General features: G+C 42.7%; 21 protein-coding genes. 20 read left to right on the top strand and 1 reads right to left on the bottom strand.

Features of this window, described 5'->3' with window-relative positions:
- The first annotated feature begins 15 nt into the window (after positions 1–15).
- Genes L1028_RS00925 through L1028_RS00940 form a run of 4 tightly spaced genes read left to right on the top strand, consistent with a single transcriptional unit; the run spans position 16 to position 1,666 of the window.
- Positions 16–639, top strand: coding sequence for a hypothetical protein (locus L1028_RS00925; protein ID WP_234530061.1), 624 nt, complete (start codon positions 16–18; stop codon positions 637–639).
- Complete coding sequence (locus tag L1028_RS00930; protein WP_234530063.1) at positions 636–1,163, top strand: accessory gene regulator ArgB-like protein; 528 nt, start codon at positions 636–638, stop codon at positions 1,161–1,163. Before L1028_RS00925 ends, L1028_RS00930 begins: the two co-directional genes overlap by 4 nt.
- Entirely contained in the window at positions 1,160–1,276 is a 117-nt protein-coding gene (locus L1028_RS00935) for an AgrD family cyclic lactone autoinducer peptide (RefSeq protein WP_234530065.1), read from the top strand. The genes L1028_RS00930 and L1028_RS00935 overlap by 4 nt, the downstream gene beginning before the upstream one ends.
- A gap of 18 nt (positions 1,277–1,294) precedes the next feature.
- Positions 1,295–1,666 carry a LytTR family DNA-binding domain-containing protein gene (locus L1028_RS00940; protein WP_234530067.1) on the top strand — a complete coding sequence of 124 codons (372 nt, stop codon included), beginning with the start codon at positions 1,295–1,297 and terminating at the stop codon, positions 1,664–1,666.
- 671 nt (positions 1,667–2,337) lie between these two features.
- Here the strand turns inward: L1028_RS00940 and L1028_RS00945 are convergent.
- Complete coding sequence (locus L1028_RS00945) at positions 2,338–2,715, bottom strand: helix-turn-helix domain-containing protein (protein ID WP_234530069.1); 378 nt, start codon at positions 2,713–2,715, stop codon at positions 2,338–2,340.
- Between the two features lie 180 nt (positions 2,716–2,895).
- Between L1028_RS00945 and L1028_RS00950 the strand changes: the two genes are divergently transcribed.
- The 16 genes from L1028_RS00950 to L1028_RS01025 all read left to right on the top strand — a co-directional run bounded on the left by L1028_RS00950 (position 2,896) and on the right by L1028_RS01025 (position 13,093).
- The gene (locus tag L1028_RS00950; RefSeq protein WP_234530071.1) at positions 2,896–3,132 is read left to right on the top strand and encodes a hypothetical protein; all 237 of its coding nucleotides are present in this window, start codon (positions 2,896–2,898) and stop codon (positions 3,130–3,132) included.
- A 319-nt stretch (positions 3,133–3,451) separates the two neighbouring features.
- Positions 3,452–4,096, top strand: a complete 645-nt coding sequence (locus L1028_RS00955) for a Rha family transcriptional regulator (RefSeq protein ID WP_234530073.1) — start codon at positions 3,452–3,454, stop codon at positions 4,094–4,096.
- 14 nt (positions 4,097–4,110) lie between these two features.
- Positions 4,111–4,281, top strand: coding sequence for a hypothetical protein (locus L1028_RS00960; protein WP_234530075.1), 171 nt, complete (start codon positions 4,111–4,113; stop codon positions 4,279–4,281).
- A complete protein-coding gene (locus L1028_RS00965) occupies positions 4,278–4,469 on the top strand; it encodes a hypothetical protein (protein ID WP_234530077.1) in 192 nt (63 codons plus the stop codon). Before L1028_RS00960 ends, L1028_RS00965 begins: the two co-directional genes overlap by 4 nt.
- Positions 4,466–4,741 carry a hypothetical protein gene (locus L1028_RS00970; RefSeq protein WP_234530079.1) on the top strand — a complete coding sequence of 92 codons (276 nt, stop codon included), beginning with the start codon at positions 4,466–4,468 and terminating at the stop codon, positions 4,739–4,741. Before L1028_RS00965 ends, L1028_RS00970 begins: the two co-directional genes overlap by 4 nt.
- Positions 4,742–4,927: 186 nt before the next feature.
- Positions 4,928–5,203, top strand: a complete 276-nt coding sequence (locus L1028_RS00975; RefSeq protein WP_234530082.1) for a hypothetical protein — start codon at positions 4,928–4,930, stop codon at positions 5,201–5,203.
- A gap of 31 nt (positions 5,204–5,234) precedes the next feature.
- Positions 5,235–5,507 carry a hypothetical protein gene (locus L1028_RS00980; protein WP_234530084.1) on the top strand — a complete coding sequence of 91 codons (273 nt, stop codon included), beginning with the start codon at positions 5,235–5,237 and terminating at the stop codon, positions 5,505–5,507.
- 90 nt (positions 5,508–5,597) lie between these two features.
- The gene (locus L1028_RS00985) at positions 5,598–7,229 is read left to right on the top strand and encodes an AAA family ATPase (RefSeq protein WP_234530086.1); all 1,632 of its coding nucleotides are present in this window, start codon (positions 5,598–5,600) and stop codon (positions 7,227–7,229) included.
- 3 nt (positions 7,230–7,232) lie between these two features.
- Positions 7,233–8,042 (top strand): RecT family recombinase, encoded by an 810-nt coding sequence (locus L1028_RS00990; protein ID WP_234530089.1) that lies wholly within the window; start codon positions 7,233–7,235, stop codon positions 8,040–8,042.
- On the top strand, positions 8,023–8,841 hold the full coding sequence (locus tag L1028_RS00995) for a PD-(D/E)XK nuclease-like domain-containing protein (protein ID WP_234530091.1): 819 nt from the start codon (positions 8,023–8,025) through the stop codon (positions 8,839–8,841). Before L1028_RS00990 ends, L1028_RS00995 begins: the two co-directional genes overlap by 20 nt.
- The gene (locus tag L1028_RS01000; RefSeq protein WP_234530094.1) at positions 8,841–9,170 is read left to right on the top strand and encodes a hypothetical protein; all 330 of its coding nucleotides are present in this window, start codon (positions 8,841–8,843) and stop codon (positions 9,168–9,170) included. Before L1028_RS00995 ends, L1028_RS01000 begins: the two co-directional genes overlap by 1 nt.
- A 194-nt stretch (positions 9,171–9,364) precedes the next feature.
- A complete protein-coding gene (locus tag L1028_RS01005) occupies positions 9,365–10,258 on the top strand; it encodes a hypothetical protein (protein ID WP_234530096.1) in 894 nt (297 codons plus the stop codon).
- 20 nt (positions 10,259–10,278) lie between these two features.
- Positions 10,279–11,226, top strand: coding sequence for a hypothetical protein (locus tag L1028_RS01010; protein WP_234530097.1), 948 nt, complete (start codon positions 10,279–10,281; stop codon positions 11,224–11,226).
- Between the two features lie 55 nt (positions 11,227–11,281).
- On the top strand, positions 11,282–11,521 hold the full coding sequence (locus L1028_RS01015) for a hypothetical protein (RefSeq protein WP_234530099.1): 240 nt from the start codon (positions 11,282–11,284) through the stop codon (positions 11,519–11,521).
- Positions 11,502–12,854 carry a replicative DNA helicase gene (locus L1028_RS01020; RefSeq protein ID WP_234530101.1) on the top strand — a complete coding sequence of 451 codons (1,353 nt, stop codon included), beginning with the start codon at positions 11,502–11,504 and terminating at the stop codon, positions 12,852–12,854. The genes L1028_RS01015 and L1028_RS01020 overlap by 20 nt, the downstream gene beginning before the upstream one ends.
- A complete protein-coding gene (locus L1028_RS01025) occupies positions 12,851–13,093 on the top strand; it encodes a hypothetical protein (RefSeq protein ID WP_234530103.1) in 243 nt (80 codons plus the stop codon). Before L1028_RS01020 ends, L1028_RS01025 begins: the two co-directional genes overlap by 4 nt.
- Positions 13,094–13,099: the final 6 nt, after the last annotated feature.

The following is a 13,099-nucleotide window of genomic DNA, read 5'->3' on the forward strand; positions in this document are numbered from 1 at the left end:
AAAGGCGGTGCTGGCGTGTTTCTTGAGTCATTTAATTTCATGTTTTTCTCTACAATTGAAGTTTTCGCTTGGTGTGCATTAAGTATGTCAATCTTTAGATTTAAAGTTACAGACTATCTATGGCAAGCACTTGTTGTAATTTTAATAATGAACTTGCAAAGCTTTGTGTTAAGAAATGAACTATCTCTTGCGTATCTGGCCCCACTCATAAATATTTTATTTTTCACATTGCTTTATTCCACAATCGTCAAGATATCATTGATAGGTTCTTTTAGTATTACGATCGTTGGTCTTGCTGGGTTTGGAATTGTACAAGCGGTACTAGCTCTAGTATTTTTTGGATCAATAGATGCCGCACAATCTAATTTAGTTTACGGATACATACTACAAGCAACTACAGCGATTATTGTAATTCCTCTTTCGTGGTTCTTATACCGATTCGGCTATGGGTTTTCATTCGATTTTGATAAATTCCGACTGAAGTTTGAACAAGTGGCCGTAGTTACTACAATATTATTTTTCTTAATTGCTATTACAGCAGTACTTTATGTAAATGAAACTTGGATTGCGATTTTCTTCTTTATTGCTTCTTTATTATTCTTTTTGAGATACGCCATGAGAAAGGAGAGAGAAATTTGATTGAGTTTGTGGCGGGTAGAATGGCTGAGGGGATTAAGCATAGAGCACCTGATCATCCTGCATCACTAGCCGTGCTTAAGCACGCACTAGCTGTTTTGATAAATACGGTGTCGATAATTACTTTTTCATTGGTGGCTGCAGCTGTAACGGGGCATTTAAAGGAAACCGTTACGATACTTATAGCTTTCGCCATGCTTAGGATGGTGTCAGGTGGGTTGCATTTAAAAACAGGATCTATGTGTGTACTCGTGACGACATCCTTATTTTTTGCAATCTCACATGTTGATTTCAATGCTAGAGGGATTTTAGTCCTTAATGTTGTTAGTGTGATTCTTGCCCTGTTATTTGCACCATCCGGAATAGAGAAGCAGTCCCGTATTCCTCCGAAGTATTACCCACTGTTGAAAGTTGTATCGGTATTAATGATTTCCAGTAATTTTTTGATTGGATCGTCAACAATAGCAGCGTGCTTCTTTGTTCAAGCACTTACATTGATATCACGAAAGGAGGTGAAATCTCAATGAAAAAATGGAACGTAATCTCTTCAGCACTGGCTTTTGTAGCAGTTCTTACTGTCACTCCTGCAAGCGCCCTGTTCATCTACGGTGGAGAAACTCCGAAAGAACTTTTAAAGTAAATATTGGAGATGGTACAAATGGTTTGTATAACTGTAAGCAGGGACGCTGACGCTACTACGGGGATTATCTCTCTACCGATACAAGACATAGCTTTTTTGGAATATGCTCGAAAAATCGATAGAGTTATCGTGCATACTATTGATGAGATGTACTATATGACGGGTACGCTTAAATACTGGCAAAGCGCTCTAGATAATAGCGGATTTAACTTTGTTATGGTTGATCGTACAAACGTCGTTAATATGGACAAGATCGTTCTGTTGGATGAAGTTCATCATGTTGCATACTTTGAAAAGGATGTAACGAACACATCTAAGCGATGTACGTTTACTAATATTAATTTTGAGAAAGTCCAACGAAAGTATTCATCTGTACCAGCATATAATTAATAAAAAGTTTAAAGAAGCCTTCGTATGTGAGGCTTCTTTTTTTATAGTCGGACATTGTAACACAAGTCATTTGTAAAATGTTGTCGAATTTAGGAAGCGGATAGAACGAATTTCGTCGGGATGAAATTGAATTTACATAACGTGTAATATAGGTTTAAATGGGAACAAATAGATCGGGCGAATTTTTCTTGACAAACGCAGAGGTTAACGAGCTCGTTAGCTTCTTTCCGTCGGGAGAGTAGTTATTAACTACTCCAGCCCATTGCGTTACAGGGGCCATTCATATAGATCTGCTTCTGTACATTTGAGTACGATACAAACAGCTCGCATCTGTTCTGGAGACATTGGCCGTTTGGTATTCTCGAATTGTGAAAGCATGACTGTTGATATTGATAGCCCGGTCTTATCTAAGACTCGACTACACAACGTTTCTTGGGTGAGACCCTTAGACTGACGGATGTAACGCAACAGGCACTTCCCGCGGGAAAGTGCCATAATAGTCCTCCGTTATGAAATATTTGGATTGTACGGGAACGATTGTTCGTATATAATTACATCAAACAAACTGGGGGTTTTACATATGAAAAAAACTAATAGTGTTGATGCAGCTAAATTTCTTAAATTAATCGCAAAAGATACTCCTGAAAACAAAGAGCTTGTACAAAAATTCCTTAACGGTCTTTCTTCAAAATAAGGCGAGCTAGTTCCTGTAGTTGTTTCTTCTCTTCAGTTGTGAGTTCATGTCCTTCAAAGCTAATATCTTGATCAACAAAGGACTCATCTCCTAAGTCAATCTTCTTCACTAACTCTTTCTCTGTGTCATTTAACTGGGCAATAGGATTGTTCGTATGCCCTAATACCCAGTCCGTTGTAACCCCGTAAAAATCGCAAAGTACCTTTAGAGTTTCATAATCCGGTTCGTTTCTCCCAGATTCATAACCACTTAATGTTTTATTGTTGATCCCCGTTGCTTCAGTTACTTGCAATTGAGTTAATTTTCCCGCTTTTAATCGAGCCTCTTTAAGGCGCTTCGCATAAATTGGTAACATTTTACCTCAACTCCTCCATTGTGATACTACCATAATATCCAGGATACAAAGAAATTATTCTCTAAAACAAAGAATTATTTTTAAATAACCTGTTGACATCTCTAAAACGAAGAATTATAGTAAGGGTACAAATTCTCTGAAACGGAGAATAATACCCAAAACAGAGAAAGGAGGTGCAACATGCCCGGTACCGTAACTGTTCCTATCTATCGCCGTATTCGCGTATTCATTCAATCAAAGGATTATGTATTTAAAGACATTGCTGTTAAGGCGGGGATTAATCCGAAGCGGTTTTATAAGCTGCTAGACGGAAGCTATCCGATTGAAGCTGAAGAACTTGAATCGATCTGTGTAAAGGGACTGGGTGTTAATCCAGCGGTTTTTTTTGAAGGAGAATTCTCTAAAACAGAGAAATGACCTAAGGAGATTATACGGTAAAACCGTATGATTCGTCAATACGTTTGGTTAAAAATTCCTGCGAGGAGGAATGAGCTTGAAAAGAGTTACTGAGGCGTTGAACGATTGTCAGGTCGCATTGTGTGTTGTGAGGGGTGGTAGTTTTCAGTTAACCCTCTTACAGGAAGAAACAACGGGCGACGAAAGTACTATAGTGGCTCAAGCCAAGTCGTTCACAGTGATGGGTAGGGATGAGGCAATTAGGCTACGTGACCTACTGAATAACGCCTTAATAGTGGACTAGCTGTAAGGCAAATGAAAAACAGAAAGGATGATCATCATGTACAACTTAGTAAGTGTCGATAACGGCCGTCCGGTAACAGATAGCTTGACAGTGGCTGAGGTATTTGGAAAAGATCACAAGCGTGTTTTGCAAGACATTCGGGGATTGGAGTGTAGCGAAGAATTTAATCAGCACAATTTCGTGCCGATTGATTACACAGATTCTCGAAAGCGAACTTATCCCAAGTACATCATAACTCAAGATGGATTTTCATTCCTAGTAATGGGTTACACCGGAAAAGAAGCAGCACGCTTTAAAGAAATGTACATCAAGCAATTCAATGAAATGCGTGATCAGTTAAATAACAAACCGATCGATCCTCTTAAATTGCTGATGCAAGCAACTCATAACTTACTAGCGAGTCAAGAGTTGATCGTAGGACGTGTAGATGAAATTGAACAAAAAGTAGAAAAGCAGATCACCTTAGATAGCGGACAACAGCGGAGATTGCAGCAGGGGATTAACAAAAAGGTATGCAGCATTGAACCAGATAAAACGGAACGCAGCGAATTGTTTCGGCAACTCCACAAGGAAATAAAAGATCGTTGGGAGGTACCGAGTTATAAAGATATTCTCAAGCAGGATCTGCAAAATGTACTGAATTACATTTCTGCTTGGAAGCCAATAAGACGTACAGAGTAGGGAGGGATAATGAAATGAGCACACCAACTGATTTATCAAATGTTTTACAGGATTGCAAACGGCGGGGCTGCACTAGGGAACAAATGCAGGGGTTTATCGACCGAGCTCGGATATATTGGTCTGGAAATTCAGGAATGTTAGTGGTGGTTGAGTCAATGCAATCAGAACTGGAGGGAATGGCATGAATGCAAAGAAAGACACTCTCAGATTTCACCGCCAAGAAATGGCTTACTGGCTAAGCGTTCAGAAAGATGCTCAATGGCGTGGGGATGTTAAAACTGAACAGCTTGCTATCAAGGAACGCCGCAAACATCGTGACGCTGTACTCGCTATCTGGGCTTCTCCTACGGAGCAACTGGCGGTATGCGTATGACAGTAATCATTTGCAGTACAGTCAGATGTCCTTATCCCAATTGCGGTCATACAGGTGATGTAATCACGGTTAATCATTGTCGCACGGCTCATAACATGGAGCGCAAAGAGTTGTATGGAAAATACGGCAAGCCGCAAAGTATCGGATACGATCCTCAAGCCGCCAATAAAAACTTAGAGGGACATGTGCCAGCTCAGAAGGTAAACATAGGCTACCCTAGTGATTCAAGGTTTGCGAAAGATACGAGATCAAGTAGACGTAAAGGGAGGTGAACAAAACAATGGGGCAAGCAGCTGAAGATATCTTAAATGGTCTAATGTGTGATGTATGTGGCGGGTTGGTTGATGGTAAGGAACCGGGGTATCCGCGTACCTGCAAAGACTGCGAAAACGAGTAGTCCTATTATTTTTTTGCCAAAAACGGGGTTTTGAGCCCAAAACACTAGAAAGCGAGGCTAAATGATGGACAGAAAGACACTGGAGTACATGACGGATCGCACTAAGAAAGCCACTGCAATTGTGAATAAAATTGATGGTCTCACTAAGCAAGCTGAACAACTCATCAATGCTCAAGAAATAAGGTTCAAATGGAATACAACGCAAGTTGATTTGGAATCTCAGGCTTATAACGGTAATCGGGATTCAGCAAGAGTGGTAGCAAAGATAAAGACATTTGCTGTTCAGGCCGTCAACGAAGAAATCCAGCAGCTTGAGGAAGAATTGGCTGCACTGTAACAACAAATAAATCATATCGGAGGAATCATTCATGAAAACAAAATTCCGCATCACCAACAAGAAACACGCTTTTATTGCCGCTGTTCAGTCACAAGCTGCCAAGGATTTTGCACTCTTCAAATCACGCCGTCAATTCAAGCATGAGGCATCCGAGAAGACAGCGTACAAGCCTGGATCACTTGGTCCTTCCGTTGTTGCATCAGCAATCATTAAAGAATATGGCGGTATTATCCCTCGTTCTCTTCGTAAAGCCAAGGCTAAACGCACAGGAAAACCATTCATCAAGTTTTACAGCCATCAGTAAAAACGCCCCTGGCTGCAACCGGGGACGTTAGTCAAACACTTATTCAAAAATTCACGGTCACTATAACACACAAATCAGGAGGCTGTAAAGATGTTGCATATCAAACGGATTAAAATCACGGATTGGCTAGGGATTAGTGAACTAGAAGTATCTCCCGGCAAGATCAATAAAGTTGATGGTGACTCTGGCGCTGGGAAAACCAGTTTAATAGAGGCGCTTGAAAAGACATTGACCAATAATAGTCGGCGTACAGAGGTCATCAGCCACGGACAAGAAGAGGCTGAATTGTTTGTAGAGCTTACGGACGGTCTCCAGATCACCCGAAAGGTTCGGTCGGAAAAGGCGGACTATCTCAAGGTTAAGCATGATAGCAAGGCAGTAAACAGCACGGAGGGATTCTTGCGAAAGCTAATCAACGGCGATATTTTCCGTCCGATTGAATTCGTTCAGAAGGATTCCAAAGAGCAGACTGAGATCATCCTGAATATGCTTCAGATCGATTGGACGGTTGAGAACATCAAGGCTTGGTTTGGCGAGATGCCCGAAGCAGATTATCAATTGCACATCTTACAAATTTTGAAGCAGATAGAATCAGCATATTTCGAAGAACGTTCCAGCATTAACCGTGAGATAAATCTATTACGAGCAAACATCGAAGGAATTAAGCGGGACCTTCCACCGAACTATGATGGCGAAGAGTGGCGCGGGGTTGACCTGCAGAAGCTCTATCGCAAACTGTCTGATGCTCAGGAATCAAATAAGAAGCTAGAAGAGGCTAGATCCTTAATCGACGGGTTGACATTGCGGATCGAGGACATCAAACGGCGCTCTGCTAACGCTACCGAAGAAAAGACTTTAGATTACCGGAGACAACGCGATACACTGCAAGACAGCATCAAGAGGTTAGAGGAGCGTATCGAGCAGGATCAAAAGATCATTGACGATGCTGACCGCCGAATCGCAGATGCATCCCTACAGTTGGACAACGAAATGGAGCAGGCAATTGAACGCCTCAAGCTTCAATATCAACAGAAAAAGCTTAACGTACGGGAAGATGTCCAGCGTGAAGTTGAACTGAATAAAGGATATGTCAGCGAGCACCGTCAATTGATCGCAGAAAAGTCTTCTTCACTTAACAATATCGCGGAACATGAGCGCAAGGATCTGGAGAAGATCAAAGACCACGAAGCCAGTTTGATTGCGGCCGAGAAAGCGAAGTCAGGCGATGCTGAGCAAGTGATTGCTGATGTTGAATGGATTGACCCTGAGCCGTTACAAGCTGCTGCTCATAAAGCGGCTGAGATGAAAGAGTACCTTCGAGAGTGGGAACGGATGAACGATATCATTCGCGAGAAGTTGTCTCCGAAAGAAGCGCGGTCCGCTGACCTAACCGCCAAGATCGAGAAGGCTCGCGATCTGCCGAAAGAATTGCTTAAGACTGCTGCACTGCCAGTGGATGGACTGACAGTAGATGATAAAGGTCGAATTCGGATTGATGGCACACTTATCGACGGATTGTCTGAAGGTGAGGCGTTAGACTTCGCATTTAAGCTCGCTAAGGCTCAGTCAGGTCCGCTAAAGGTAATCTGCATTGATGGTTATCAGAACCTTGGAAGCAAGCAAAAAGCGATACTGGATTCCGCTCAACACGATGATTACCAATACTTCTTGCTCTCCACGGTTGAGGGCAAAGATCTGAATATCGAAATTGTGGAGGGATAAGAAATGACAAACGCACAGCCAAATACTCAGTTAGCCACAATTCATAGCAATCTTGAAAAATTAATTGATGCTAAATCAGAGGCATTGCCCTCCGGTTTTAATAAGACTAGATTTATGCAAAACTGTCTGACCGTTCTGCAGGATACCAATGGAATTGCAGAATGTAACGCCATGAGCGTAGCCAGAACGATGCTCAAAGGAGCATTCTTGGGGCTAGATTTCTTTAATAAGGAATGCTACGCCATTATCTATGGAGGGTCCGTCGAGTTTCAAACAGACTACAAAGGCGAGGTCAAGCTTGCCAAGAAGTACAGCATTAATAAGATCAAGGACATTTATGCCAAATTGGTGCGAATTGGCGATGAGTTTACCGAGACGATTGAAGGCGGCAAGCAGTCAATTTCATTTAAGCCACTCCCGTTTAACGATGGAGAAATATTAGGTGCTTTCGCTATTGTCCTATACGAAGATGGCTCAATGAACTACGACACCATGAGTAAAAAAGAGATCGAGGAAATCAAGGTCAACTTCTCACGGAAGAACAAAAAGACGAATGAATATTCCAAGGCATGGGTGGCAACTCCGGGAGAGATGTATAAGAAAACAATACTCCGCCGTCTTTGCAAGAACATTGAATTGGATTTTGACACAATCGAGCAAAAGAAAGCCTTCGAAGAAGCTGCAGACATGGACTTTAACCAGGAACGGGCGCGTCCGGCACAGGAAAGTCCGCTGAATCCCAAAGCGACTGTGATTGACGGTGAATTCACTGAGGTGAAGGAGGGGGTTTCCGGTGGAACTGAACAAGAGTAATTATTTCAGCCAAGAAGCCAACCGTTACTATATGAGCGTGAGCCAGTTCAAGAGTTTCCTTCCCTCCTATGGGGGTTGTGAGGCTCAGGCAATGGCAAAGATCAGCGGCGAATATGTACAACCTTCTGTCACAGCTTTTATGGAAGGGCATTATGTTCATGCGTGGAACGAAGGAACGCTTGATGAATTCAAAGCTGATAATCCGGAACTATATGCCAGTACCGGAAAGACGGCAGGACAATTAAAAGCTAACTTCAAACATTGCAACAAAATGATTGAGGTGTTAGAAAGCGATCCTTTAGTAATGAAGGCGTTGGCTGGACAGAAGGAAGTCATAATGAGCACGGAAATGTTCGGTATTCCTTGGAAAGTGATGCTAGATAGCTACCAACCAGAGCATAAAATATTCGCTGATTTGAAGGCACTAAAAGAAATAGACGGAAAATGGTGGAACAGTGAATCACAGGCTTATGAGAACTTTCTAGACCACTACGGCTACATCATTCAGATGGCTGTATACGCCGAGGTTGAACGTAAAGTATCTGGACGAAAAGAAGAGGATTGGTTGCTGCCTCATATGGTTGTTGTAACCAAGCAAGATCCACCGGATCATGAAATCATTTATTTCGATTATGACGCAATCGCAGCTCATTTACGGATTGTTGGCAATCACATTGAACGAGTAAAGGCGGTCAAGTCCGGGAAGGTAGAACCAGTACGTTGTGAGAAGTGCGAGTACTGCCGGCAGACGAAGAAGATCAGTAGAATCAAACACTTTCAAGAATTGAGCCTCTACTGATGAGTACCTTTGGTTTCCACCCAGTGAAGAAGCCAAAGCATAAACGCAACAAGCCCACTGCTAAAGAACGCGGAGCAATTAGCAACGAGGTCTACAACGCAGCTATGGAACGATCAGGTGGACGCTGTGAACGCTGCGGGAGTATCAAAGGCTTACAGTGTGCCCATCTAATTCGGCGCTGGCAGATCGACGGCAAAACGACTGTGAAGGATGTGGCAATGCTCTGCGGTCCTAGTGTTAATACTGGGACCTGCCACAACTGGATTGATTACACGAAGGATGGCAAACAGTGGGCGGTAGATTTCAGGGATCAGCTCTATGAGAAATGAACCCATTGTACAAGTAGAGATACACGTCATCAGTCCAGATTGCAAGGTGTGTGGTCAAGAGATCAATCCAGAGCGTGAGGAATACATTGGACGCACTCGGGTATGTCCTCGCTGTTATGGTGAGCTGACGAGCGGTAGGGATCGGAAAGACCGAAAATATAGAATCAAAAAACTATGAAATAGAGGTGCAGCAAATGCCAATTGAAATAAAAATTCTAAACAAAAGAAGCAGTGGGGAAGCACCCGCCGGAAAATATATTGCACGTTTTTTAGATGAAAAGTCACTAGGTCCACTTCAGGCGCTTAATCCATGTAAGAATGCACAAATCATCGAAGGCATTCACTCAGGTCAGATCGTTCCTTATGACAGTTATGTTGTAATAGGTGACCTACCAGCTCAAGCCGATGTGATTGAACACAATGAAGAGCTGACCGAGAGATTAGCTAACGCTGGGATAACTATCAAAAATCTAGAAAAATACGTCAATGAGCGCAGAGAGTCGTGGGATAAGGAACGAAAGGCTCTTGAGAAATCACTTGCAGAAGGCGGCTTGATGGTTGGTGAACTAAAAAAGGAAAATGAAAAGCTTCGTAACGGTGAATACGCCATAAACTTTGCCCCTCATATTGGAGCGCTTAAGGAACGCATTCAACAACTGGAGTGGGAATTGGAATCTTGGCGTAACAGCAAGAAAGTACAACTACCAAGGGAAGTCGCTGCCGAACTTGATGAGTTAATTATTAGAGAAATTTCAAATGCGGATATAGCGAATAGGTTTTTCACGGCAAATGGTGCAAACAAAGAGCATTACGGAGTGAGCAAACTTTTAAAATGGACGGGGTACGGTCAAACAGAGGGAGGGAAAATTCGAGTAATGATTTTCTTATCAGCTCTAGTTAACGGATACACCGAAGAACCTGAACCAGAGAAGGTTGTTCTATCAAATATCCGATCAGAAGTAACTGAAATTATTAAGTGCTGGATGAGCACACCTCCTGTAGCAGACGAGGGAAACGACGCTGAACGTTTGACCAACTGGATTTTTGACCACTTTCAGCGGCACGAGGATCACAAACTGCCCTTTTAAAGTAAAGCAGGTGAGGTAGTATGAGTGGTTACATCCAGATCGGACGAGAGTTGCAAAACCACTGGCTAAGGCGTGATAAAGACTATTGGATGGTCTTCTGCGAAATGTACTTTGTCGCTAGGTTTTCGGATAAGCCTGAAAAGCGAACTATCGAAGGCATTGAGGTAACGATCCATCAAAAAGAGTTCATATTTGGTCGTCCTGCTTGGTGTCGAAGGTTAGATATTTCAGACCAAAGGTTGAAGACACTGGTTAAAAAACTGGTTGCTGAAGGGTTCATTAGGAGGACTCAAAAGTTCAATAAATTCACTGTTTATGCCTTCGAATATACCCCTTCAACTAACCAGCAGAATAACCAGCAGAGCAACCAGCAGAATTATCCAGAGCAACCAGCAGAACCCCTTGCCCCACAAGGCTTTGAGGGTGATAGCAACCAGCAGGATTTTTCTAATCAACCAGCAGAGCAACCAGCAGAACAACCAAAGAAAGAAAAAGGTATTAAAGAAGAAAGTATTAAAGAAGAATGTTTTAAACCTTTAGAGGAGGAACAGGACATGCGGAAGTACTCGGAATCGTTCAATAAATTCTGGTCTTCATATCCGAACAAGAAAGGGAAAGCAAAGGCGTCTGTCCATTGGAACACACATGTAGAGCCTGAGTTGAAGAAAGGCAATGTAACGATGGATGAAATTATCAAAGGCACAGCTTGCTATGTGGAATACTGCCAGAAGTCAGGCAGGGTTATGAAAAGTGGGGATACAGCAGTTAATCATGAGGTCTGGCAAGATGACTGGACTTGGAATGGTGAAACATACGGAGATGCCAGAACAGCTTTAGCTCAAAAAGAACCTTCATTCCTTGAACAGAAGTTAGGAGGGTTGCATGGTGACGGGGGAAGAACTGACGTTACTCCTGGCTATCAGCGAGAAGGTACACGGGCCATCGGTCAAGGATCAATCGACATTTAACGTTTGGTATGAGGTGGTTAAGGAAGTTCCTGTAGAAGAGGCGAGGAGGAACTTAATGACTCACTTACGTACAAGTCCATTTCCTCCAAAGCCATCGGATATTGTGGGCAATTTCTACAATAAGCCTAAGCCATCCATTTACGACATTCAGGCGCTGGAGCAAAAGCAGGAGCAACTTGCGCTACTGGAGTACCACGAAAGCAACGAAGTTATACCGATGCCAGATCACATCCATGAACTGCTGGAGCGATTAGCGAAAAAGCGGTTGATAGGTGGTGACGACAACGTTGAATAATTACAACTACCTGTATGAAGCTGAAATAAACGTTCTTGGAGCAATCATTAAAGATAAGTCTCTCATGGAAGAGTGTGTACTGAGAGAAGACAGCTTCAATCCAGAATGGAACAATGGGCTTATTCTCCAGGTATTGCAAAACGCCTACAAAAGGTTTGCTGATAGAAAAGATCCTTTTTATATCCCTGACATGATTAAGCATTGGGGGGAAGATCTCAATAAGATCGGCGGAGGTATAGCTCTGATAGATATATCAAGGAGTGTACCTGAGTCATCAGCATCAATGTTTAAGCACTACATGGGAATAGTCAACGAGGCACATGTCCAGCGAGAAACAGAGAGGGCAGCGCGTGAAATTTATTCAGGCGGATCTCTGGATGATATGAAAAGTGAAATAGTTCGAATCGAAGAGATTCAGGCTAGAACTTCTGACGGTGGGGAGATAGTACGAATATCCGACCTAATTAAAAGGCATACGTCAGTTATCATCAAACGTTCACAGAACCCTGGTGGGGTAACAGGACGAAAAAGCTGCTCGAATGATCTAAATGATCTGACCAAAGGGCATCAGGATGGAGACTTCATTGTTGTCGGAGCACGGCCATCTGTAGGGAAGACGGCCTATATCTGTAACGAAATTCTTGCTTCTACAGCGGATGGATCAGCAGCGTTGCTTATATCAGGTGAAGATGGAGACATGAACATCTTAGAACGGATGATAGCTGCAGCCAGCCGGTTAGAATTGGCACGCATGAAATCTGGGAAGATGACAAATGGAGATTGGGAGCGTTATGGATATGCCGCTGAAATCATCGAAGGAAGAGAAATATTCATTGATGACACTTCAGCCCCAACAGTCGAATCTATCCGCCGAAAGGTAGCGAAGCTGATTCGTAAGTTCCCGAAACTTACACTTTACGTTGATTATCTACAACATCTACGTAGCGAGAAATCATTTGGTAGCGAGCGTGAAATGTATAAATACATCAGCTACGAGTTGAAGCAAATCGCACGTGATTTTGATATTCCGGTTGTATGCTTGGCAGCATTGAGCCGCAAAGTGGATGAACGCAATGACAAACGTCCAGTTATGTCTGACATACGAGACTGCGGGAACATAGAGAGTGATGCTGATGTGGTGATTTTCTTGTACCGTGACGATTATTACAACGCTGATAGCAGTCGTAAAGGATTGATGGATCTGATTGTAGCTAAAGGAAGGAATGTTGGCACAGGCACTGTAAGTATGGTTTTTGATAAGCCATGCCAGTCTCTCCTCAATATCGACAAAAAAATTAAACAAAAGCGGAAAGACGAAGGACTTGCATCATGAGCAACAAAAAAATCGAAGATGAAGCAGCCTATGAAAAATCGCTCTCATGGATGGTTACAACTTCTATTGATCTGGAAGATCCTTTACTTGATCCAGCAAAGAAGGTAAAGCTGCGGATTACCTATGACTTCGTTGAGCAGCGCATTCTTGAATATAAGCGAGGTCAGATGCTGCTTACAGATCCAGTACGCATCAAGCTTTACAAGGCTGCAGGGGTTGCATATCAAGAATTCAAATAGGAGGGA

The sequence above is a fragment of the Paenibacillus pseudetheri genome, from assembly GCF_924513355.1.
GTDB lineage: Bacteria > Bacillota > Bacilli > Paenibacillales > Paenibacillaceae > Paenibacillus_AQ > Paenibacillus_AQ pseudetheri.